Raw genomic sequence first — 21400 nt, 5'->3', positions numbered from 1 at the left:
TAGGTCGAGAACTTTATTTTGCACACTAAATAACACTATTAAATAAACTTAATGGCTTGTTGTTGAATGCGAAATGCAATATTAATTACATACGGGTAATTTATTTAATGAATGATTGGGTGTTTTTTCAACATTAAAAAAGGGGGGGTTAAATAAATTGTAAATGAAAACCACTCCCAAAATATATTAACTGTTAAGTTATTGCTCCGCGGAAAATATTATCTTCTTCATTTTTGGTGATAAAAAGTCCGAAAAAAGACAAACCGCATAAAGAGCCTTGAACAAAGGCAAACCGCCTAAAAAGCTGCGAATCGAGCGGCTTTTCCAGCCATTGGTTGATGGGGGCTCTGGCATGATGGCAGCACTCACCGTACCCGGGCAGGCAACGTGGCAGACGAAAGCGATAACGACGACAAAACAGAAGCCCCCACACCCCAACGACTCGAAAAAGCGCGAGAAGACGGGCAGATCCCGCGATCGCGCGAGCTGACGTCGTTCCTGATTTTACTGGTTGGCGTGTGTGTGCTGTGGTTTGGCGGCGAATCGCTGGCACGTCGGCTGGCGAGTTTATTGTCGTCCGGGCTGCATTTCGACCACAGTATTGTCAACGACCCAAACCTTATCCTCGGGCAAATCATCCTGCTCATCAAACAGGCCATGCTGGCACTGCTGCCGCTGATTGTCGGGGTGGTGGCGGTGGCGATTCTTGGCCCGGTGATGCTGGGTGGGCTGGTGTTCAGCCCGAAATCGCTGGCCTTTAAATTTGACAAGCTCAACCCGTTACCGGGGATTGGGCGCATGTTCTCCGCGCAGTCGGCGGCGGAACTGGTGAAGGCGGTCCTCAAATCAGTACTGGTCGGCTGCGTGGCCGGGATATTTGTCTGGGTACACTGGCCGGACATGATGCGGTTGATCAGTGAATCACCGATGACCGCGATGGGCAACGCCCTCAATTTGGTTGGGCTGTGCGCTTTACTGGTCGCACTGGGCGTCATTCCGATGGTCGGTTTCGATGTCTTCTTCCAGATTTACAGCCACATCAAAAAACTGCGTATGTCCCGCCAGGATATACGGGATGAATTCAAGCAAAGCGAAGGCGATCCGCACGTGAAAGGGCGTATTCGTCAGATGCAACGTGCCGCTGCGCGTCGTCGAATGATGGCCGATGTACCGAAAGCCGATGTCATTGTGACTAACCCAACGCATTACGCGGTCGCGTTAAAGTATGAAGAAAACAAAATGAGTGCGCCAAAGGTAGTGGCGAAGGGCGCCGGCCTCGTGGCGCTGCGTATCCGTGAACTGGGTGAAGAAAACCGTATCCCGGTTTTGCAGGCACCGCCGCTGGCACGTGCGCTGTATCGTCATGCTGAAATTGGTCAACAGATCCCCGGCACGCTGTACGCGGCCGTGGCTGAAGTGCTGGCCTGGGTCTGGCAGCTTAAACGCTGGCGCCTGGCGGGCGGCACGCCACCGAAGAAACCTGATAATTTGCCGGTGCCTGAAGCACTGGATTTTTTGAACGAGAATGACACCGATGGCTAATTTAGTCGCAATGCTGCGTCTACCTGTAAACTTTAAATCGACCCAGTGGCAGGTGCTTGCCGGGCCAGTGCTTATCCTGCTTATTCTGTCGATGATGGTCCTGCCATTGCCGGCCTTCGTCCTCGATCTGCTGTTTACCTTTAATATCGCGCTGTCAATCATGGTATTGCTGGTGGCGATGTTCACCCAACGTACCCTGGAATTCGCCGCCTTCCCGACCATTCTACTGTTCACGACGCTGCTGCGCCTGGCGCTGAACGTGGCATCAACCCGCATTATCTTAATGGAAGGGCATACTGGCGGCGCGGCGGCGGGGAAAGTGGTTGAGGCCTTTGGTCACTTCCTGGTAGGCGGCAATTTTGCCATCGGTATCGTGGTGTTTATCATCCTCGTTATCATCAACTTCATGGTTATCACCAAAGGTGCCGGACGTATCGCCGAAGTGGGCGCGCGTTTTGTGCTCGACGGGATGCCTGGTAAACAAATGGCAATCGACGCTGACCTCAACGCTGGGTTGATTGGTGAAGAAGATGCCAAACGCCGCCGCTCGGAGGTCACTCAGGAAGCTGATTTCTACGGCTCTATGGACGGTGCGAGTAAGTTCGTTCGCGGTGATGCCGTGGCCGGTATTCTGATCATGGTGATTAACGTCATTGGCGGTCTGTTGGTGGGCGTGCTGCAACACGGGTTGTCGCTCGATAAAGCCGCCGAATCCTACACCTTGCTGACCATCGGTGATGGTCTGGTGGCACAGATCCCCGCCCTGGTGATTTCAACCGCGGCGGGCGTGATTGTGACCCGTGTGGCCACCGATCAGGACGTTGGCGAGCAGATGGTCGGCCAGCTGTTCAGCAACCCTCGGGTGATGATGCTTAGCGCGGCGGTGCTTGGCCTACTGGGCCTGGTGCCGGGAATGCCGAACTTCGTGTTCCTGCTGTTTACCGCCGCATTGCTGGGCCTGGCCTGGTGGCTGCGCGGCCGTGAGCAACAGGCACCAGCAGAAGCCGCGCCGGTGCGCACCCAGGAAAATCCCCAGGCCATAGAAGCCACCTGGAACGATGTACAGCTTGAAGATACGTTGGGCATGGAGGTTGGCTATCGCCTGATCCCGATGGTGGATTCTCAGCAAGATGGTGAGCTGTTAGGGCGCATCCGCTCCATCCGCAAGAAATTTGCCCAGGAGATGGGCTTCCTGCCGCCAGTGGTACACATCCGCGACAACATGGATTTACCGCCCGCACGCTATCGCATCCTGCTTAAAGGCGTAGATATCGGCAGCGGAGATGCCTATCCGGGGCGCTGGCTGGCGATAAACCCTGGCACCGCAGCGGGTACGCTGCCGGGTGAGCCAACGGTCGATCCGGCGTTTGGCCTGGCCGCTATCTGGATTGAAAGTGCGCTGAAAGAGCAGGCCCAAATTCAGGGCTTTACCGTGGTTGAAGCGAGTACCGTGGTCGCCACGCATCTTAATCATCTGATTAGCCTGCATTCTGCGGAGCTGTTTGGACGTCAGGAGGCGCAGCAGCTGCTTGACCGCGTGACTCAGGAGATGCCGAAGCTGACCGAAGATCTGGTGCCGGGAGTGGTGAATCTGACCACGCTGCACAAAGTACTGCAAAATCTGCTGGATGAAAAAGTGCCTATCCGCGATATGCGCACTATTCTGGAAACCCTGGCGGAACATGCCCCGGTACAAACCGATCCGCATGAGCTCACCAACGTGGTGCGGGTGGCGCTGGGCCGGGCGATCACGCAGCAATGGTTCCCGGGCAACGGTGAAGTGCAGGTGATTGGTCTGGATACTCCGCTGGAACGTTTACTGCTTCAGGCGTTACAAAACGGCGGCGGTCTGGAGCCGGGGCTGGCCGACCGACTTCTGGCGCAAACCCAGGAGGCCTTGGCACGTCAGGAAATGCTCGGCGCACCACCGGTGCTGCTGGTGAACCATGCGCTACGCCCGCTGCTGTCACGCTTCCTGCGCCGTAATCTGCCACAGCTGGTCGTGCTGTCGAATCTTGAACTGTCCGACAATCGCCAGATTCGGATGACCGCCACGATTGGAGGCAAGTAATGCGCCGTCTATTACTGGTGATGCTGTTGCCTCTGGGTGTTCATGCCGCAGGGGAGGGCGCCTGGCAGGCCAGCAGCCGGGGCGTGATGCTCAGCCATCGGGGAGAATCGATGTCCTCTCCGCCGCTGGTGTCGTCCCAACCGGCCAGCGGACGGGTGACGATGATTGCCTGGCGTTACACGTTGATTGGCCCGACGCCTGCCGGTCTACGGGTGCGCCTGTGCTCGCAAACCCGCTGTGTGGAACTGGATGGACAGAGCGGCAATACATGGGGATTACAGAATATCCCCGCCTCAGAGCCGTTGCGTTTTGTCTGGGAAGTGCCGGGCGGCGGGCGTCTGATCCCGGCGCTCAACGTGCAGAGTAATCAGGTTATCGTCAACTACCGCTAACATCCTTCCCCTGCTGGTTTTCTGCTGGCAGGGTCGCAATTTTGACCTCATCTTTTGAATCAATCAAAACGTTGTTTTATAAATCAGTGAAGCACGTACTCTGAGTCTTTGCATTTTTGCCATTCCGGGAGCACAACTGGCAAAAACGAAAAGGTTTACCCGTTGGCATCGCTCTACTGTAGCCGTGTAAGGACATCCTCAGCACTACTGGGGCAGGTTTTTCCTGATAAAACACGGGATTTACGGAATATGAAAACACGTAAAATCGGCTTAGCAAATTATCTTGCCTACGGCTCGGGGGATTTTCTCGGCGCAGGTACGACCGCGTTGACTGCCGCATGGCTTTTATACTTTTACACAACCTTCTGTGGGCTTTCGCCTATTGAAGCCACCTTTATCTTCGCTGCGGCGAGGGTGGCTGATGCCGTTGTCAGCCCGCTAATGGGCTTCCTGACGGACAACTTCGGTTCGACCTGGCTTGGCAAACGCTTTGGCCGACGGAAATTCTTCATCATGCTCGGGATCCCCTGCGTGTTCAGCTACTCCTTCATGTGGGTAGGGGATATGGGATTCTGGTATTACCTGTTGACCTATCTGCTGTTTGATATCGTCTACACCATGATTCTGGTGCCGTACGAAACGCTGGTCCCGGAAATGACCGACGATTTCAAACAGAAAACCAAATTCTCCGGGGCGCGTATCGCGATGGCGCAGATGTCGGCGATTCTGGCATCGTTCCTGCCTGGGGTATTGCTGACCCATTTCGGCAAGGACAACGCGGTCTCCTTCTTCTACGCAAGTCTGGTGTTCTCGGTCCTGTGTGCACTGATGCTGACCTTTGTCTGGTTCTTCACCTGGGAACGTCCGCGTGAAAACTGGAGCGAAGCGGCGCTGCGTGCAGAGGAAGAGAAGAAACAGCTGACGCTGGGGCAAAGCCTTAATCGCCTGATTATCGAGCTCAGCTCGACGCTGCGGATCAAGATTTTCCGCCAGCATTTAGGTATGTACCTCGGGGGCTATATTGCTCAGGACGTATTCAACGCGGTGTTCACCTATTACGTGGTGTTCGTGCTGATGCAGGAGGCGTCTTACGCCTCCAACCTGATGGGCACTATGGCGATATTCCAGTTCATCGCCGTGATCGCGATGATGCCGTTGTGCATTCGCTTTGGACCTGCGCCGTCATACCGGATCGTAGTGGTGCTGTTTGGTCTGAGTTCAATATCCTATGCCGTCCTGTACTACGCGGGCTTAAGCGATATCTGGAGCCTGATGTTGTTGCTCTCTGCGGTGGCAGGGCTTGGACGCGGCGGTATCAACTATGTGCCGTGGAATACCTATACCTACATTGCTGATGTGGATGAAGTCATTACTGGACAGCGCCGGGAAGGGATTTTCGCCGGGATCATGACCCTGACCCGCAAAGCCTCTCAGGCTGGTGCGGTAATGCTGGTCGGGATAATCATGCAGATGTCCGGCTTTGTCTCCGGGCAGAAAGTTCAGCCGCCGGAAGTCAGCCATACCATTCTGCTTATTCTCAGCGTGGGCACCATTTTGGTATTGGCCTGTGGGTTCCTGGTTTCGCTGCGCTTCAAGCTCAATCTGCACACTCACAGCATCCTGCGTGAAGAGACCGCAAAAATGCGCGCCTCAGGACATGCGTTTGCCGAAGCCACCACCCCAGAGGCGAAAGCCACCGTTGAAATGCTGGCCGGTATGCCATTTGAGACGCTGTGGGGTAACAACAATATCGGTTATCTGAATCGCAATAAGCCAGCGGCACCGTCGCTGAAGCAAGATGCACCACTGAATTCGACGTATAACGGAGGTTTGTGAAATGAAAGTCTGGCCTGTCAAACATAGCCCATTACTGTGTCAACCTGAACGGTTCATTGCCCGGGACGAACTGAAGGCGCTGATCCAGAAAGTGACGCACAATATGGTCAATATCAAGGATGAGAGCGGTGAGTTTCTGCTGCGCCTCGACGACGGGCGCGTGATTGACACCAAAGGATGGGCGGGCTGGGAGTGGACGCACGGTGTGGGGCTGTACGGCATTCATCAGTATTTTCAGCAAACCGGCGATGCGCAGATGCGTGACATCATCGACAGCTGGTTTGCTGACCGCTTTGCCGAAGGGGCGACCACCAAAAACGTCAATACCATGGCGCCGTTCCTGACTCTGGCGTACCGTTACGAAGAGACGAAAAACCCGCAGTATTTGCCGTGGCTGGAAAGCTGGGCGGAATGGGCGATGCATGACATGCCGCGCACGGAACATGGCGGGATGCAGCACATCACTCTGGCGGAGGAAAACCATCAGCAAATGTGGGATGACACGCTGATGATGACCGTGCTGCCGCTGGCTAAAATTGGTAAATTGCTCAATCGCCCTGAATACGTTGATGAAGCGGTTTATCAGTTCCTGCTGCACGTGCAAAACCTGATGGACCGCCAGACCGGGCTGTGGTTCCACGGCTGGAATTACGAAGGCAACCACAACTTTGCCAATGCCCGCTGGGCGCGCGGCAACAGCTGGTTGACCATCGTTATTCCTGATTTCCTCGAGCTGGTGGATTTGCCGGAAAACAACGCCGTGCGTCGCTATCTGGTGCAGGTGCTGAATGCGCAAATCGCCGCGCTGGCGAAATGTCAGGATGACAGCGGCCTGTGGCACACCTTGCTTGACGATCCGCACTCTTATCTGGAAGCGTCGGCCACCGCCGGGTTTGCCTATGGCATTCTCAAAGCGGTACGCAAACGCTATGTGTCAGCGGACTACGCTGAGGTGGCGGAAAAAGCGATTCGCGGTATTGTGGCTAATATCTCGCCGGAAGGGGAGCTGCTGCAAACCTCATTCGGTACTGGAATGGGCAGCAATCTGGAGTTCTACCGCCAGATCCCGCTGACCTCAATGCCGTACGGTCAGGCGATGGCGATTTTGTGCCTCGGAGAATATCTGCGCATTTATCTGTAAGTCGAAAGACCTGTCCACTAGGACAGGTCTCACTTCGTGGATAGCTTCTAAAAATAAGAAGTATTGCCCCGCATAATTCATTATGCTCCGTACTCTCGCTTGCCCCCCACCAGGAAAATCCCTTGTCCATTTCGCCCACGTCCCGCATCGCTGCCAGCAGTGTGGTGGAGTCCGGGGCTGTTATCGGTGCGTTCGTCAGCATCGGCCCGTTTTGTGTTATTTCCGCAGGTGTTGTCATCGGTGAAGGCACCCAGGTCGGGGCCTGTTCGGTGATTACGGGCCTAACGACCATAGGCCGCGACAATATCTTTGGTCAGTATTCTTCCATTGGTGACGTCAATCAGGACCTGAAATACGCCAACGAGCCCACCACGCTGGTGATCGGCGACCGCAATCATATCAGTAAAAATGCCACCATTCATCGCGGCACGGTGCAGGGACTCAGTTCGACGATCGTTGGCGATGACAATCGCTTTCACAGTAGCGTGCATATAGGTCACGACTGTGTGGTGGGTAACAGGACAAGGATTGGCGATAACAGCGGTTTGGCTGGGCACGTTGAACTTAATGACGATGCGCAGGTAGGCTTTATGTGTGCCATTCATCAGTTCTGTGTTTTAGGCAGTGGTGCGCGGATCCTCGATCAGGCCGGTGTTGTTCAGGATGTGCCACCCTTCGTGATGGCCGGAGGCAATCATGCGAAACCGATGGGCGTTAATGTAGAGTCGAATGTGTTTCAGGCACTTAACGCAGTGCAGCAGAATCTTATTCATGAACTGTATCAGCGTTTATACCATCAGGCGCTGGCCATTGATGACGTCAAAAGCGCGTTACAAATGTGGGGAAGTGATTTACCTGTGGCCGCGCTTTATGCGCGATTCTTTTCGCGTTCGCGGCGGGGAATTGTTCGCTAATTCGATTGAAACAAGGCTCGCCACCGGGCGTGACGAGCCGTTTGCGATTACATCCGTTCTACGGTTTCAATACCCAGCGTATCCAGACCCAGCTTAAGCGTTTTCGAGGTCAGTAGCGCCAGTTTCAGACGGCTGTTACGAATCTCTTCACTGTCAGCGGTGAGGATAGGGCAGTGCTCGTAGAAGCCAGAGAACAGGCCTGCAAGGTCATACAGGTAAGCACACATCACATGTGGCGTTCCTTCCCGAGCGACCACGTTCAGGGTCTCTTCAAATTGCAGCAGACGTGCCGCCAACTGGGCTTCACGATCTTCGTTAATCACCACCGGGGCGTTAACGATAGCGTTCTCATCGAGGTCGGCTTTACGGAACACTGACAGCACGCGGGTGTACGCATACTGCATATACGGCGCGGTGTTGCCTTCGAACGCCAGCATGTTGTCCCAGTCGAAGACGTAGTCGGTGGTGCGGTTTTTAGAGAGGTCCGCGTATTTCACCGCGCCAATACCGACGGTGTTAGCCAGTTTTTCCAGCTCGTCCGCTGGCATATCTGGGTTCTTTTCCGCCACCAGGCGACGGGCGCGTTCCAGCGCTTCGTCCAGCAGATCGGCCAGTTTAACGGTGCCACCGGCGCGGGTTTTGAACGGCTTGCCGTCTTTACCCAGCATCATGCCAAACATGTGATGTTCCAGCGGTACGGAATCCGGCACATATCCCGCTTTACGCACGATGGTCCACGCCTGCATCAGGTGCTGATGCTGACGGGAATCGATGTAGTAGAGCACGCGGTCAGCATGGAGGGTTTCGTACCGGTATTTCGCGCAGGCGATATCGGTAGTGGTGTAAAGATAGCCGCCATCCTTTTTCTGGATAATGACGCCCATCGGGTCGCCTTCCTTGTTTTTGTACTCATCAAGGAACACCACGGTCGCGCCTTCGCTTTCAGTCGCCAGACCTTTGGCTTTCAGGTCTGCCACGATGCCCGGCAGCATCGGGTTATACAGGCTCTCACCCATCACATCGTCGCGAGTCAGGGTCACGTTCAGACGGTTGTAGGTTATCTGGTTCTGCGCCATGGTGATGTCGACCAGCTTGCGCCACATCTCCAGGAAGTACGCGTCACCGCCCTGCAGTTTGACCACATAGCTGCGCGCCCGCTCGGCGAAGGCTTCGTCTTCGTCGTAATGCTGCTTCGCCTGGCGATAGAAGCCTTCGAGGTCAGCCAGCGCCATTTCCCCGGCGTTTTCCTGCTGCTGTTTTTCCAGATAGGCAATCAGCATCCCGAACTGGGTGCCCCAGTCGCCGACGTGGTTTGCCCGGATAACGTTATGACCAAGGAACTCCAGGGTACGCACCGCGGCATCACCGATAATGGTGGAGCGCAGGTGGCCGACGTGCATCTCTTTCGCGACGTTTGGCGCGGAGTAGTCGACAACCACGGTCTGCGCTTCAGGTTGCGCCACGCCGAGACGGTCAGATTTCAGTGCATCGTTCACACCCTGCGCCAGAAACGCCGGATCGAGGAAGATGTTGATAAAGCCTGGGCCGGCGATTTCGACTTTATTCGCGATGCCGTCGAGGCTCAGATGAGACAGAACCTGCTCTGCAAGTTGTCGCGGCGCCATGCCCAGTTTTTTTGCAACTGCCATCACGCCGTTGGCCTGATAGTCACCAAACTGTACTTTTGCTGACTGACGAACCTGCGGTTCGCAATCGACAGGAGCACCTGCCGCAATCAGTGCCTGACTGACTTTTTCTGAGAGAAGAGCCTGAATATTCACCGGAATACCTTACGTTAATGGCGCTGCGCGGTTGCCAGGGCAACGCCGAAATGAGAACAAATTAAGCCAGCCAGTATACTGCATTTGCACCGGGTCGTCAGCCCTGCAACGGCGCGTTAATCAGCAGTTGGTTGCGGCGTGCCAACAGGGTAAATTAGCGGCCAGCAAAAACAGGACCGAGGGCGAAAAAGTGAACTGGAAAACCAACCAAGCATTACAGGATATCGTGGCAGATTTGCCGCGTTTCACGCAGGCGTTAACTGAACTGGCTGACCGCCTGGGTCTGGACATCGCCCCTCTTGATGCTGACCATATTTCACTGCGCTGCCATCAGAATGCCACCGCAGAGCGCTGGCGCAAGGGCTTCGAGCAGTGCGGTGAGTTGCTCTCCGAGAACATCATCAACGGGCGGCCCATTTGCCTGTTCAAACTGCGCGAACCGGTGAGCGTCGCACACTGGCAGTTCAGCGTGGTGGAATTACCGTGGCCGGGTGAAAAACGCTACCCGCACGAGGGCTGGGAACATATTGAAATCGTGCTGCCGGGCGAGACGGAGACGCTGAGTGCCCGCGCGCTGGCGCTATTATCCGATGACGGTTTGAGCCAGCCGGGTATTTTCTTCAAAACCAGTTCGCCAAAGGGCGAGCGTGAACGATTGCCAAACCCGACCCTCGCGGTTACGGATGGCAAAGTGACCATCAAATTCCATCCCTGGACCCTTGAAGAAATTGTGGCGAGTGAAGCAGACGACACAACAATGTGAGCTTGCCCGGGATTCGATTTTTACGACTGTGTCATCATGCTGCACCGAACGAAAAGGAGAAAGTAATGGCTTTGCTGGAAGTGTGCTGTTACAGCATGGAATGTGCGCGAGAAGCGCAGGAAAAAGGTGCCGACCGAATTGAGTTGTGTGCCGCGCCGCTGGAAGGCGGCTTAACGCCTTCCGTTGGTGTGCTGAAATCTGCTCGTCAGCAGGTGAGTATCCCGGTGCATCCGATTATCCGCCCGCGCGGTGGGGATTTTTGTTACACCGACGGCGAGTTTGCGGCGATGCTCGACGATGTTCACACCGTACGTGAGCTGGGCTTTCCGGGGCTAGTCATCGGTATCCTCGACGCCGACGGCAAAGTTGATATGCCGCGGATGCGCCAGGTGATGACTGCGGCCGGTTCGCTGGCAGTGACCTTCCATCGGGCATTTGATATGTGCGCCGATCCCCTTCAGGCGTTTGATAACCTTGCTGAACTTGGCGTGGCGCGCATTCTTACCTCCGGCCAGCAACAAACGGCGGAGAAAGGACTTTCACTTCTTCGGGAACTAATTTGCCGCCGCGATGCTCCAATCATTATGGCCGGTGCAGGCGTGCGGGCGAACAATCTGGCGTTGTTTCTTGATGCGGGGATAAAAGAGCTTCACAGCTCTGCCGGACAATGGGTGCCGTCGGTGATGCAATACCGAAACCCGGGTCTGTCGATGTCCACTGACCCGACGGCAGATGAATACTCACGATACGCCGTGAATGGCGAATCGGTAGCGGAGATGAAGGCGATCGTTAACCGTTACAGTTAAGTGATTTTTACCGTGCATCATATCGCCCAATGTGATGCGTATTTGTACCAGGCCCCTGCCTTTTAAACAGGGGCCTCTTTTTTTCGCCGTCATATTTTGAGCTACAGCTGTGTTGGCTGCCTCGCTCACCCCAGTCACTTACTGGTGTAAGCTCCCGGGGATTCGCTGCGTTGCCGCCTTACTGTAACTCAAAATATTTAGGCGAAACGGTGCTGAGTAACCAACGGTCTTACGGTTTTTTTGCGATAATCACTGCACGCAGTGGGGCAGGGTAGCCTTCGATGGTTTTACTGCTGTCGTTCGGGTCGAGGAACTCGGCCAGCGATTCGGTGGTCATCCACTCGGTGCGGCGCTGTTCTTCGGTGCTGGTCACGTTCATGTCGACAATGCGCACGTCAACGAACCCGCATTTTTCCAGCCACTGCTTAAGGGCAGGAGCGGACGGGATAAAGTACACATTACGCATTTGCGCATAGCGATCGCCTGGCACCAGAACCGTGTTCTCATCGCCTTCTACCACCAATGTTTCCAGCACTAACTCGCCTTCGCTGACCAACTGATCTTTTAACTGCCAGAGGTGTTCCAACGGTGAACGGCGATGGTAGAGCACGCCCATCGAAAACACGGTGTCGAATGCGTTGAGCACCGGCATTTGTTCTATGCCGAGTGGCAGCAGATGCGCCCGCTGATCGTTGCCGAGCAGTTTGCGCACCGCTTCAAATTGGCACAGGAACAGCTGTGTCGGGTCTATGCCAACCGCCAGCTTCGCGCCCGCACCAATCATGCGCCACATGTGATAACCACTGCCGCAGCCGACATCGAGAATGGTACGACCGGTCAAATCGGACAGATGCGGCAGGACACGATCCCATTTCCAGTCGGAGCGCCACTCGGTATCGATGTTTACGCCATACAGCGAAAATGGCCCTTTGCGCCACGGCATCAGGTTACGCAACAGCTTGTCGATGCGGGTGGTCGGGCCTTCGCCCAGCGGTTCTTCGCTCTCAGCGGTCACACTGTGGAGCAGATCAAGCTTCCACGGCTGCAGTTCCGGCATGAATTCGACCGCGCGCGACCACTGTTTAAACTGACCGTGCAGGGCTTCACGCTGCCAGGCACCAATTTGAGCTGGCAGCGTTTCCAGCCAGCGGGAAAGCAGCGGATCTTTCGCAATCAGCTGATAAAAATTACCAAACTCGATCATTCGTCCACCCCGGCTTTCAGGGCGACTAATGAGCCGAAGTTGAAACACTGGAACCACAATTCACTGTGGGCAAAACCGGCGGCACGCAGACGCGCTTTATGGGTTTCGACCGAATCGGTAAGCATCACGTTTTCCAGCATGCTGCGCTTCTGGCTGATCTCCAGCTCGCTATAGCCGTTAGCGCGCTTAAAGTCGTGGTGCATGTTGAACAGCAGTTCGCCGACTTTGTTATCTTCGAAGCTGAATTTTTCTGACAGCACCAGCGCACCGCCAGGATTCAGTCCCTGATGAATTTTTTCCAGCAATGCCTGACGTTCCGGCGGCTCGATAAACTGCATCGTGAAGTTAAGCACCACCATTGAGGCGTTCTCGATGTGAATATCGCGGATATCACCTTCAATGATTTCTACCGGGGTCGGCGCTTTGTAGGCGTCGATATGACGACGGCAGCGCTCAACCATTGCCGGGGAGTTGTCCACCCCGATGATTTTACAACCTTCCTGCACGATATTACGGCGAATGGAAAGGGTAGCGGCGCCAAGCGAACACCCAAGGTCATACACCTGAGTGTTAGGCAGCACAAAGCGCTCCGCCAGCATGCCAATCATCGAAATGATATTGGAGTAACCAGGCACCGAGCGCTGGATCATGTCGGGGAACACTTCTGCTACCCGTTCATCAAAGGTCCAGTCGCCCAGGCTTGCGATCGGAGCAGAAAAAAGCGTGTCGCGATGGGGCATAACGTGATTCCAGAAAATAAAAAACGGCGTATTGTGCGCTAACGCAGGGAGAAAACCAACTCCCAGGGCAGATACCAGAGGTTTGCCAGCACCATTAGCACCAGCGAACACCAGGTGGCGCTCATCGCCGAGCGACGCCAGCTAAACAGGCGATGGTGAAAACCGTAGTAGTGCATCAGGCGTCCGGCAATCAACATCAGGCCACACAGGTGTACCATCCAAGTTTGCGCGCCGTTCATCTCCATAAACAGCAGCAGTAGCAAACCGATGGGGATGTACTCCACCGCATTGCCGTGAATACGGATGGCGCTTTGAAGTTCGTTGAACCCGCCGTCGCCATAGGCCACGCGGTACTGCATTCGCAGGCGAACCACATCGAAAGAAAACTTAATTAACAGCAATGCACCCAGCACGACATACAGCGCGCTAACCATACAAACTCCATTTTGAATTATGCAGAGAATCGACCCGCTAATAGCACTCACTATGCGAGGAAGGATAACTCAAAATAGAGAAGTTTGCTGCGGGATGGCGGGGGCAGGGCCGATGTCCGGAATTGCAGCCTGCAGGTCATGCCACAAGGCATCAACCAATTCAGGTGCCTGGGCGATATCGGGCGTATGCAGGAAAAGATACGGGGTGGTGGTCTGCGCCCATTGCGGCAACGCTTTGAGCCACACGGCAAACAGTTCACGATTTTGTGTCATGTTATCGCTGCCGATAAACCGTACCATCGGCTGGCTGGCAGTCACCACCGCATGCACCGGAACTTTGGGCTTTTTGCGCTGTGCATCGATTATTGCCTCGGTATGAGGAATGGCGCTGTGCACCGGGCGACTGTCAAGAATCACGCGATTCACACCGCGTTCATTCAGCCCGCGGTTCAGCTGTTTTTCCTCTTCGCCTTTGGCAAAAAAGAGAGGGTGACGCACTTCGACTCCATAGGAAAAGGCATCCGGCAGACGGTCGAGAAAATGCCACAGAGCAGGCAGGTCAGCGGGAGAAAACGTTGCGGGCAATTGCAGCCAGTATTGGCCAATACGCGGGGCCAGCGGATCCATGCGATCGAAGAACTCTGCCGTCAGGTCATCGCAGTGACGAAGTGCCGCCTGATGGCTGATGGTGGACGGAAATTTGAAGCAGAAACGAAATTCATCACTGGTTTGTGCCTGCCACCGCAGCACGATTTCGGCTCTGGGAAGCGCATACAGCGTGGTATTGCCCTCCACACAGTTAAAGTGGCGGGCATACTCTTCAAGACCGGTTATACCCAGCCGCACCCATTTTGGGTGCGACCATTGTGGAAGCCCGATGTAGATCATATTGCCGCGAGGATCTCCTCGGTGCTACGAATGCGGGCAATGCGAGGGAAGATGTGAGTCATGCTGCCCTGGTGCTGTTCGGCATTGGCGGCGCTGCATGCATCTTCGGCGATAACCAGATTGAAGCCCAGTTCCCAGGCATTACGGGCGGTAGACTCCACGCCAATATTGGTAGAGATGCCACACAGAATAATGGTATCAATCCCGCGACGGCGCAGCTGCAATTCCAGTTCGGTGCCGTAAAACGCGCCCCACTGGCGTTTGGTGACTTCGATATCGGTCTCTTTTTTGCCCAGCGCAGGTGGATAGGTCATCCAGTTTTCGGGCAACTGATGTGCAGGCATCTGGGCATCGACCAGGGTGTTAACGGCATCGCCACCATCGGCAGACCAGCCAACGCGAACCATGACAACGGGTGAACCTTGCTCGCGACATTTGGCAGCCAGTTTCGCCGCTTTGGCCACGACGTCACCGGCAGCGTGCGGCCCGCCAGCGAAGGGTAGAATGCCTTCCTGCAAGTCGATAACCACCAGTGCCGTTTTTTGTGCGTTTAATTCCAACATATTTATCCCCGTTAAATCACATAATTAGGTGGCTAACAATACGCTGAGTCAGTCTGGGCGCGCGTCACAAATTTTGTTAATTTTTGTGAGTCTCCGCAACAAGCGTACAGCAAACGCGCGCCTGGTGCGCGACGGGCTTATCGTACGGCAGAATTTCCAGTATAATAGCCCCCTTTTTTCATCCAGTTGTGACATTCAGCTAAAGCTGCAACAAGTGTGCCTGCGGCTAAGTTTAAGGGAACTCTCATGCGTACAGAATATTGCGGGCAGCTGCGTCAGTCCCACGTTGGGCAGCAGGTGACTCTGTGTGGTTGGGTCAACCGCCGCCGTGACCTCGGCAGCCTTATCTTCATCGATATGCGTGACCGCGAAGGCATCGTGCAGGTCTTTTTCGATCCGGATCGTGCCGAGGCCTTAAAGCTGGCTTCCGAACTGCGCAACGAGTTTTGCATTCAAATTACCGGCACCGTGCGTGCGCGTGACGCCAAAAACGTCAACAGCGATATGCCGACCGGCGAAATCGAAGTGCTGGCATCCGACCTGGTTATCATCAACCGTTCAGAATCTCTGCCGCTTGATTCCAACCACGTCAACACCGAAGAAGCGCGCCTGAAGTACCGCTATCTTGACCTGCGTCGCCCGGAAATGGCGAACCGCCTGAAAACCCGCGCCAAAATTACCAGCTTCGTGCGTCGTTTTATGGATGACCACGGTTTCCTCGATATCGAAACCCCGATGCTGACCAAAGCCACGCCGGAAGGCGCGCGTGACTACCTGGTCCCGAGCCGTGTGCATAAAGGTAAGTTTTACGCACTGCCACAGTCTCCTCAGCTGTTCAAACAGCTGCTGATGATGTCCGGTTTCGATCGCTACTATCAGATTGTTAAATGCTTCCGTGACGAAGACCTGCGTGCTGACCGTCAGCCTGAATTTACCCAGATCGACGTAGAAACCTCCTTCATGACTGCGCCTCAGGTGCGTGAAGTGATGGAAGCGCTGGTACGTCAGCTGTGGCTTGAAATCAAAGGTGTGGATCTGGGCGACTTCCCGATCATGACCTTCGCCGAAGCTGAACGTCGTTATGGTTCCGATAAGCCGGATCTGCGTAACCCGATGGAGTTGGTCGATGTAGCAGACCTGGTGAAAGGCGTTGAGTTTGCTGTGTTTGCAGGCCCGGCTAACGATGCCAAAGGCCGCGTTGCCGCGCTACGCGTTCCGGGCGGTGCTGCCCTGAGCCGTAAGCAAATCGATGACTACGGTAATTTCATCAAAATTTATGGCGCGAAAGGTCTGGCTTACATCAAAGTCACCGAACGCGCGAAAGGCCTGGAAGGTATCACCAGCCCGGTCGCGAAATTCCTCAACGCTGAGATCGTGGAAGCCATCCTCGCCCGTACCGGTGCGCAAGACGGCGACATGATTTTCTTCGGCGCTGATAACAAGAAAGTGGTCGCTGACGCAATGGGCGCGCTGCGTCTGAAACTGGGTAAAGACCTGAGCCTGACCGACGAAGCTAAATGGGCACCGTTGTGGGTGGTTGACTTCCCAATGTTTGAAGACGACGGTGAAGGCGGTCTGACTGCAATGCACCATCCGTTCACCTCGCCGAAAGATATGTCTGCCAGCGAGCTGAAAGCCGCCCCGGAAGAGGCGGTGGCGAACGCCTACGACATGGTTATTAACGGCTATGAAGTTGGCGGTGGTTCCGTGCGTATTCACAGCGGTGAAATGCAGCAGACCGTATTCGGCATTCTGGGCATTAATGAACAGGAACAGCGCGAGAAATTCGGCTTCCTGCTCGACGCCCTGAAGTACGGCACGCCGCCGCACGCTGGTCTGGCATTTGGTCTGGATCGTCTGACTATGCTGCTGACCGGCACTGATAACATCCGTGACGTTATCGCCTTCCCGAAAACCACCGCTGCAGCGTGCCTGATGACCGAAGCCCCAAGCTTCGCCAATCCGGCCTCTCTCGGCGAGCTGGGTATTCAGGTTGTGGCTAAAGAGCCAAAAGAGTCTGCGGAGAACAAGTAATATGCCCTTCAAGCGTCCCGTTTCCGTTCTGGTAGTGATTTACGCGCAGGACACGAAGCGGGTGCTGATGTTGCAGCGACGCGATGACCCTGATTTCTGGCAGTCGGTCACCGGCAGCCTGGAAGAGGGCGAAACCGCGTCGCAAGCTGCCGCGCGTGAAGTAAAGGAAGAGGTCGCCATTGACGTAGCCTCAGAGCCATTGGCCTTAATTGACTGTCAGCGCACGGTAGAGTTTGAAATTTTTACGCATTTACGTCATCGCTATGCTCCGGGTATCGAGCGCAATACCGAATCGTGGTTTTGTCTTGCGCTGCCCCATGAACGTCAGATTGAGATAAGTGAACATCTCGCCTGGCGTTGGGTTGCTGCCGTTGAGGCGGCCGCACTCACTAAGTCGTGGAGTAACCGGCAGGCGATTGAAGAATTTGTAATTAACCTTAATTAGTTTTCCCAGGAACTTACGTTCTCAGGAAGGCGGCAAGCCCGCTCACACCTGAGGGCGTAAAGGCGACGGGAAGTGGAGAATTATTTATGGCAGGTCATAGCAAGTGGGCCAACACCAAACACCGCAAAGCGGCACAGGATGCCAAGCGCGGTAAAATCTTTACCAAAATCATCCGTGAGCTGGTGACTGCAGCCCGTCTGGGTGGCGGCGATGCCGCGTCTAACCCGCGTCTGCGTGCGGCTATCGACAAAGCGCTGTCTAACAACATGACGCGCGACACGCTGAACCGCGCCATCGCGCGTGGCGTCGGCGGTGACGAAGACGCGAACATGGAAACCATCATTTATGAAGGTTACGGCCCTGGTGGCACGGCGGTAATGGTGGAATGTCTGTCCGACAACCGTAACCGTACCGTGGCTGAAGTGCGTCATGCCTTCACCAAAACCGGTGGTAACCTCGGCACCGACGGTTCCGTAGCCTATCTGTTCAGCAAAAAAGGGGTGATTTCCTTCGAAGCGGGCGATGAAGATGCGGTAATGGAAGCAGCGCTGGAAGCCGGTGCAGAAGACGTTGTGACCTATGACGATGGCGCGATTGACGTGTATACCGCGTGGGAAGAAATGGGCGCGGTGCGCGATGCACTCGAAGCTGCGGGTCTGAAAGCGGACAACGCTGAAGTGTCGATGATCCCTTCGACCAAAGCCGACATGGATGCAGAAACAGCACCGAAACTGCTGCGTCTCATCGACATGCTCGAAGACTGCGATGACGTGCAGGAAGTCTATCACAACGGTGAGATCTCTGATGAGGTTGCAGCTACGCTCTAATGGGGCAGCTTAACACCACCACTGGAGGCGCGTGATGTCCATCATTCTCGGTATTGACCCGGGCTCGCGCGTCACTGGTTACGGCGTCATTCGCCAGGTCGGACGGCAGTTAACCTATCTTGGCAGTGGATGTATCCGCACCAAAGTAGAAGACCTGCCGTCGCGCCTGAAGCTGATATACGCAGGCGTGTCGGAAATTATCACCCAGTTTCAGCCTGATTTTTTTGCCATTGAACAGGTGTTCATGGCCAAAAACGCCGACTCGGCGCTGAAGCTTGGACAAGCGCGCGGCGCGGCGATTGTTGCTGCTGTGAATCAGGATCTGCCGGTATTTGAGTACGCGGCACGTCAGGTGAAGCAAACGGTGGTCGGAATTGGTAGCGCGGAAAAAGCGCAGGTGCAGCATATGGTGCGAACCTTGCTGAAACTGCCGGCGAACCCGCAGGCCGATGCCGCCGATGCGCTGGCGATTGCCATCACGCATTGTCACGTGAGCCAAAACGCGATGCAGATGAGCGACTCGCGGCTCAATTTGGCGCGCGGAAGATTACGCTAGACCTTTGCCAATCAACCGCAAACGTCGTTTACGGTTGATTCATCTCTGCCGGATGGCTTGCATAAACCATCGATAGCGAAGAATGGTGCCATAGACTGGCGGGTGTCACCGTCTTCCTTTCCCATGGAATAGAACCTAAAAACCAAAATTTCCAGAAATTTAATTTTGCATCAGGATTGTTATTCAATAACTCGCTGAATGTTTCAACGTTCCCAATATTGACCGATAATGCCTCTTTATAAATATCAAAAACAAATTTCGAGCAAAACTGTTTCGAAGAATCATAATCAAATCCGGTGTGATAGATTTTGCGTAACCTTGCAGGAACCTGTTCGAGTAATGAATCTTTCTGGGTGGGTGATAATCCTTCTACCAACCGTTTGATGCAGTAGCGCTCGCTGGCCGAGCGCTTGATGAAGCGATTGAGAGAGGTGGTTGTTGAAAGGGGAACACGGCTTTCGGCAACGACATAATCATCACCATCATGACCTATAATTATTCCTACATGATTGCTCCAGCATTTTGAGGCCGCAGAAATTTGTCCGAAAAGCGGGGTGCCGATACAGGTAAATACGACATCACCGACTTCATATTTTTCCGGGTAATGTTTGGGCATTATTATATTCCTTTAAATAATGATAAAAATAAAAGATAATTATCGGCTATATTATTTTTTTGACCGAAAGTAGCAACAACAGAATCAAGGAAAAGGGAAAATTGTCGTCTGCTGTGAGATTTCCTTACGCCAACACAAATCTCGCTGGATATTTATCCAGTCTTTTTTTATGATATAGCATTCGTACTTTGTCCCCAACGCAGGAGCGTCACGTGATCGGCAGACTCAGAGGCATCATTCTGGAAAAACAACCCCCACTGGTACTACTGGAGGTGGGTGGCGTTGGCTATGAAGTGCATATGCCAATGACCTGTTTCTATGAACTGCCCGATCAGGGCAAAGAGGCCATCGTGTTTACGCAGTTTGTGGTACGTGAAGATGCGCAACTGCTGTATGGCTTTAACAATAAACAAGAACGCACGCTGTTCCGCGAGCTGATTAAAGTGAATGGCGTCGGCCCAAAACTGGCCCTGGCTATCCTCTCCGGCATGTCGGCACAGCAGTTTGTGAATGCCGTTGAGCGCGAAGAAATTGGCTCTTTGGTCAAGCTGCCAGGCGTGGGTAAGAAAACCGCTGAGCGCTTAATTGTTGAAATGAAAGACCGCTTCAAAGGCCTGCATGGCGACCTGTTTACCCCGGCGTCCGATCTGGTTCTGACCTCCCCGGCAAGCCAGGCTACTGACGATGCCGAGCAGGAAGCGGTTGCCGCGCTGGTGGCGCTGGGCTATAAACCACAGGAAGCCAGCCGGTTGGTGAGCAAAATCGCCACCCCGAATGCCAGCAGTGAAACGCTAATCCGCGACGCGCTTCGCGCCGCGATGTGAGGTAACGGATGATTGAAGCTGACCGCCTGGTCTCTGCAGGCAGCGTCGTACCGGAAGATGTTGTTGACCGCGCTATTCGCCCCAAGCTGCTCGAAGAGTATATCGGCCAGCCGCAGGTGCGCTCGCAGATGGAAATCTTTATCCAGGCGGCGAAGCTGCGCGGCGAAGCGCTCGATCATCTGCTGATTTTTGGCCCGCCGGGGCTCGGCAAAACCACCCTTGCAAACATTGTCGCCAATGAAATGGGCGTCAATCTGCGTACCACGTCAGGCCCGGTGCTGGAAAAAGCGGGCGATCTGGCGGCGATGCTCACCAACCTTGAACCGCATGACGTGCTGTTCATCGATGAAATTCACCGTCTGTCCCCGGTAGTGGAAGAGGTGTTGTATCCGGCGATGGAAGACTATCAGCTGGATATCATGATTGGTGAAGGCCCTGCCGCGCGGTCGATCAAAATCGACCTGCCGCCGTTCACCCTGATTGGCGCCACCACCCGTGCGGGCTCGCTGACCTCGCCGCTGCGTGACCGTTTTGGCATCGTACAGCGTCTGGAGTTCTATCAGGTGCCCGATCTGCAGTATATCGTCGGGCGCAGCGCGCGTTTCATGGGGCTGGAAATGAGTGACGAAGGGGCGCTGGAAGTAGCGCGTCGGGCGCGTGGTACACCACGTATCGCCAACCGTTTGCTGCGTCGCGTGCGTGACTTTTCCGAAGTGCGACACGACGGCACCATTTCCGGGGATATCGCCGCGCAGGCGCTGGATATGCTGAACGTGGACGCGGAAGGTTTCGATTATATGGACCGTAAGCTGCTGCTGGCGGTAATCGACAAATTCTTCGGCGGCCCGGTGGGACTTGATAACCTCGCGGCGGCCATCGGCGAAGAGCGCGAAACCATAGAAGATGTGCTGGAACCGTTCCTCATCCAACAGGGCTTTTTACAGCGCACGCCGCGTGGCCGCATGGCGACGGTACGTGCCTGGAATCACTTCGGTATCACCCCGCCCGAAATGCCCTGAACCG

At 54.8% G+C, this 21400-nt stretch carries 21 protein-coding genes; 14 read left to right on the top strand and 7 right to left on the bottom strand.

All coding sequences use genetic code 11. From position 1 onward, the window contains the following. Positions 1-387 precede the first annotated feature (387 nt). From flhB to lpxA, 6 genes are all read left to right on the top strand, one after another. Complete coding sequence (flhB, locus tag ACG0Z5_RS03975) at positions 388-1542, top strand: flagellar biosynthesis protein FlhB (protein WP_394445509.1); 1155 nt, start codon at positions 388-390, stop codon at positions 1540-1542. Continuing rightward, positions 1535-3613, top strand: a complete 2079-nt coding sequence (gene flhA / locus ACG0Z5_RS03970) for a flagellar biosynthesis protein FlhA (protein ID WP_394445508.1) — start codon at positions 1535-1537, stop codon at positions 3611-3613. Before flhB ends, flhA begins: the two co-directional genes overlap by 8 nt. Further along, a complete protein-coding gene (locus tag ACG0Z5_RS03965) occupies positions 3613-4005 on the top strand; it encodes a flagellar protein FlhE (RefSeq protein WP_394445506.1) in 393 nt (130 codons plus the stop codon). The genes flhA and ACG0Z5_RS03965 overlap by 1 nt, the downstream gene beginning before the upstream one ends. A 249-nt stretch (positions 4006-4254) precedes the next feature. Then, positions 4255-5841, top strand: coding sequence for an MFS transporter (locus tag ACG0Z5_RS03960; protein ID WP_394445504.1), 1587 nt, complete (start codon positions 4255-4257; stop codon positions 5839-5841). Position 5842: 1 nt separating this feature from the next. Beyond that, complete coding sequence (locus tag ACG0Z5_RS03955) at positions 5843-6982, top strand: glycoside hydrolase family 105 protein (RefSeq protein ID WP_394445502.1); 1140 nt, start codon at positions 5843-5845, stop codon at positions 6980-6982. A gap of 122 nt (positions 6983-7104) precedes the next feature. Next, positions 7105-7896, top strand: coding sequence for an acyl-ACP--UDP-N-acetylglucosamine O-acyltransferase (lpxA, locus tag ACG0Z5_RS03950; RefSeq protein WP_394445500.1), 792 nt, complete (start codon positions 7105-7107; stop codon positions 7894-7896). A 47-nt stretch (positions 7897-7943) separates the two neighbouring features. On the opposite strand, the gene argS is transcribed toward lpxA, so the two are convergent. Then, positions 7944-9677 (bottom strand): arginine--tRNA ligase, encoded by a 1734-nt coding sequence (gene argS / locus ACG0Z5_RS03945; RefSeq protein ID WP_394445498.1) that lies wholly within the window; start codon positions 9675-9677, stop codon positions 7944-7946. A 190-nt stretch (positions 9678-9867) separates the two neighbouring features. Here argS and ACG0Z5_RS03940 point away from each other — a divergent pair, with 190 nt between their 5' ends. Beyond that, complete coding sequence (locus ACG0Z5_RS03940) at positions 9868-10440, top strand: VOC family protein (protein ID WP_394445496.1); 573 nt, start codon at positions 9868-9870, stop codon at positions 10438-10440. A 65-nt stretch (positions 10441-10505) separates the two neighbouring features. After that, on the top strand, positions 10506-11246 hold the full coding sequence (cutC, locus tag ACG0Z5_RS03935; protein ID WP_394445494.1) for a copper homeostasis protein CutC: 741 nt from the start codon (positions 10506-10508) through the stop codon (positions 11244-11246). 229 nt (positions 11247-11475) lie between these two features. On the opposite strand, the gene cmoB is transcribed toward cutC, so the two are convergent. The 5 genes from cmoB to ACG0Z5_RS03910 all read right to left on the bottom strand — a co-directional run bounded on the left by cmoB (position 11476) and on the right by ACG0Z5_RS03910 (position 15075). Further along, the gene (gene cmoB, locus ACG0Z5_RS03930; protein ID WP_394445492.1) at positions 11476-12450 is read right to left on the bottom strand and encodes a tRNA 5-methoxyuridine(34)/uridine 5-oxyacetic acid(34) synthase CmoB; all 975 of its coding nucleotides are present in this window, start codon (positions 12448-12450) and stop codon (positions 11476-11478) included. Beyond that, entirely contained in the window at positions 12447-13190 is a 744-nt protein-coding gene (cmoA, locus tag ACG0Z5_RS03925) for a carboxy-S-adenosyl-L-methionine synthase CmoA (protein ID WP_394445490.1), read from the bottom strand. The genes cmoB and cmoA overlap by 4 nt, the downstream gene beginning before the upstream one ends. A 38-nt stretch (positions 13191-13228) precedes the next feature. Next, positions 13229-13624, bottom strand: coding sequence for an MAPEG family protein (locus ACG0Z5_RS03920; RefSeq protein WP_319627835.1), 396 nt, complete (start codon positions 13622-13624; stop codon positions 13229-13231). 69 nt (positions 13625-13693) lie between these two features. After that, positions 13694-14512: a DUF72 domain-containing protein gene (locus tag ACG0Z5_RS03915; RefSeq protein WP_394445488.1), complete on the bottom strand. Its 819-nt coding sequence runs from the start codon at positions 14510-14512 to the stop codon at positions 13694-13696. Continuing rightward, the gene (locus tag ACG0Z5_RS03910) at positions 14509-15075 is read right to left on the bottom strand and encodes a hydrolase (protein ID WP_394445486.1); all 567 of its coding nucleotides are present in this window, start codon (positions 15073-15075) and stop codon (positions 14509-14511) included. Before ACG0Z5_RS03910 ends, ACG0Z5_RS03915 begins: the two co-directional genes overlap by 4 nt. Before the next feature lie 246 nt (positions 15076-15321). Here ACG0Z5_RS03910 and aspS point away from each other — a divergent pair, with 246 nt between their 5' ends. From aspS to ruvC, 4 genes are all read left to right on the top strand, one after another. Then, positions 15322-17109, top strand: a complete 1788-nt coding sequence (aspS, locus tag ACG0Z5_RS03905; RefSeq protein WP_394445484.1) for an aspartate--tRNA ligase — start codon at positions 15322-15324, stop codon at positions 17107-17109. Between the two features lies 1 nt (position 17110). Then, positions 17111-17554: a dihydroneopterin triphosphate diphosphatase gene (nudB, locus tag ACG0Z5_RS03900; RefSeq protein WP_394445483.1), complete on the top strand. Its 444-nt coding sequence runs from the start codon at positions 17111-17113 to the stop codon at positions 17552-17554. A gap of 86 nt (positions 17555-17640) precedes the next feature. After that, positions 17641-18381: a YebC/PmpR family DNA-binding transcriptional regulator gene (locus tag ACG0Z5_RS03895; RefSeq protein WP_319627840.1), complete on the top strand. Its 741-nt coding sequence runs from the start codon at positions 17641-17643 to the stop codon at positions 18379-18381. A gap of 34 nt (positions 18382-18415) precedes the next feature. Next, entirely contained in the window at positions 18416-18937 is a 522-nt protein-coding gene (ruvC, locus tag ACG0Z5_RS03890; RefSeq protein ID WP_319627841.1) for a crossover junction endodeoxyribonuclease RuvC, read from the top strand. A gap of 28 nt (positions 18938-18965) precedes the next feature. On the opposite strand, the gene ACG0Z5_RS03885 is transcribed toward ruvC, so the two are convergent. Continuing rightward, positions 18966-19553: a YebB family permuted papain-like enzyme gene (locus ACG0Z5_RS03885; protein WP_394445482.1), complete on the bottom strand. Its 588-nt coding sequence runs from the start codon at positions 19551-19553 to the stop codon at positions 18966-18968. Positions 19554-19765: 212 nt separating this feature from the next. Here ACG0Z5_RS03885 and ruvA point away from each other — a divergent pair, with 212 nt between their 5' ends. Together ruvA and ruvB are read left to right on the top strand one after the other, a co-directional pair. Continuing rightward, positions 19766-20377 carry a Holliday junction branch migration protein RuvA gene (gene ruvA, locus ACG0Z5_RS03880; protein ID WP_394445481.1) on the top strand — a complete coding sequence of 204 codons (612 nt, stop codon included), beginning with the start codon at positions 19766-19768 and terminating at the stop codon, positions 20375-20377. Between the two features lie 8 nt (positions 20378-20385). Beyond that, complete coding sequence (gene ruvB / locus ACG0Z5_RS03875) at positions 20386-21396, top strand: Holliday junction branch migration DNA helicase RuvB (protein ID WP_319627844.1); 1011 nt, start codon at positions 20386-20388, stop codon at positions 21394-21396. Positions 21397-21400 lie beyond the last annotated feature (4 nt).

Origin of the sequence: Scandinavium sp. M-37 (assembly GCF_043558715.1) — a bacterium.
GTDB classification, from domain to species: domain Bacteria; phylum Pseudomonadota; class Gammaproteobacteria; order Enterobacterales; family Enterobacteriaceae; genus Scandinavium; species Scandinavium vulneris_A.
Note: the sequence above shows the minus strand (reverse complement) of the source record. Positions and strands in the feature narration are given on the sequence as shown.

What these genes read in the sequence shown, in the direction of transcription:
- ACG0Z5_RS03920 (WP_319627835.1), bottom strand. Translation starts at nt 13,624, where the DNA reads ATGGTTAGCGCGCTGTATGTCGTGCTGGGTGCATTGCTGTTAATTAAG.
- ACG0Z5_RS03915 (WP_394445488.1), bottom strand. Translation starts at nt 14,512, where the DNA reads ATGATCTACATCGGGCTTCCACAATGGTCGCACCCAAAATGGGTGCGG.
- cutC (WP_394445494.1), top strand. Translation starts at nt 10,506, where the DNA reads ATGGCTTTGCTGGAAGTGTGCTGTTACAGCATGGAATGTGCGCGAGAA.
- nudB (WP_394445483.1), top strand. Translation starts at nt 17,111, where the DNA reads ATGCCCTTCAAGCGTCCCGTTTCCGTTCTGGTAGTGATTTACGCGCAG.
- cmoA (WP_394445490.1), bottom strand. Translation starts at nt 13,190, where the DNA reads ATGCCCCATCGCGACACGCTTTTTTCTGCTCCGATCGCAAGCCTGGGC.
- ACG0Z5_RS03910 (WP_394445486.1), bottom strand. Translation starts at nt 15,075, where the DNA reads ATGTTGGAATTAAACGCACAAAAAACGGCACTGGTGGTTATCGACTTG.
- cmoB (WP_394445492.1), bottom strand. Translation starts at nt 12,450, where the DNA reads ATGATCGAGTTTGGTAATTTTTATCAGCTGATTGCGAAAGATCCGCTG.
- ACG0Z5_RS03885 (WP_394445482.1), bottom strand. Translation starts at nt 19,553, where the DNA reads ATGCCCAAACATTACCCGGAAAAATATGAAGTCGGTGATGTCGTATTT.
- ACG0Z5_RS03955 (WP_394445502.1), top strand. Translation starts at nt 5,843, where the DNA reads ATGAAAGTCTGGCCTGTCAAACATAGCCCATTACTGTGTCAACCTGAA.
- flhA (WP_394445508.1), top strand. Translation starts at nt 1,535, where the DNA reads ATGGCTAATTTAGTCGCAATGCTGCGTCTACCTGTAAACTTTAAATCG.
- ACG0Z5_RS03965 (WP_394445506.1), top strand. Translation starts at nt 3,613, where the DNA reads ATGCGCCGTCTATTACTGGTGATGCTGTTGCCTCTGGGTGTTCATGCC.
- ACG0Z5_RS03960 (WP_394445504.1), top strand. Translation starts at nt 4,255, where the DNA reads ATGAAAACACGTAAAATCGGCTTAGCAAATTATCTTGCCTACGGCTCG.
- aspS (WP_394445484.1), top strand. Translation starts at nt 15,322, where the DNA reads ATGCGTACAGAATATTGCGGGCAGCTGCGTCAGTCCCACGTTGGGCAG.
- ruvB (WP_319627844.1), top strand. Translation starts at nt 20,386, where the DNA reads ATGATTGAAGCTGACCGCCTGGTCTCTGCAGGCAGCGTCGTACCGGAA.
- ruvC (WP_319627841.1), top strand. Translation starts at nt 18,416, where the DNA reads ATGTCCATCATTCTCGGTATTGACCCGGGCTCGCGCGTCACTGGTTAC.
- ACG0Z5_RS03895 (WP_319627840.1), top strand. Translation starts at nt 17,641, where the DNA reads ATGGCAGGTCATAGCAAGTGGGCCAACACCAAACACCGCAAAGCGGCA.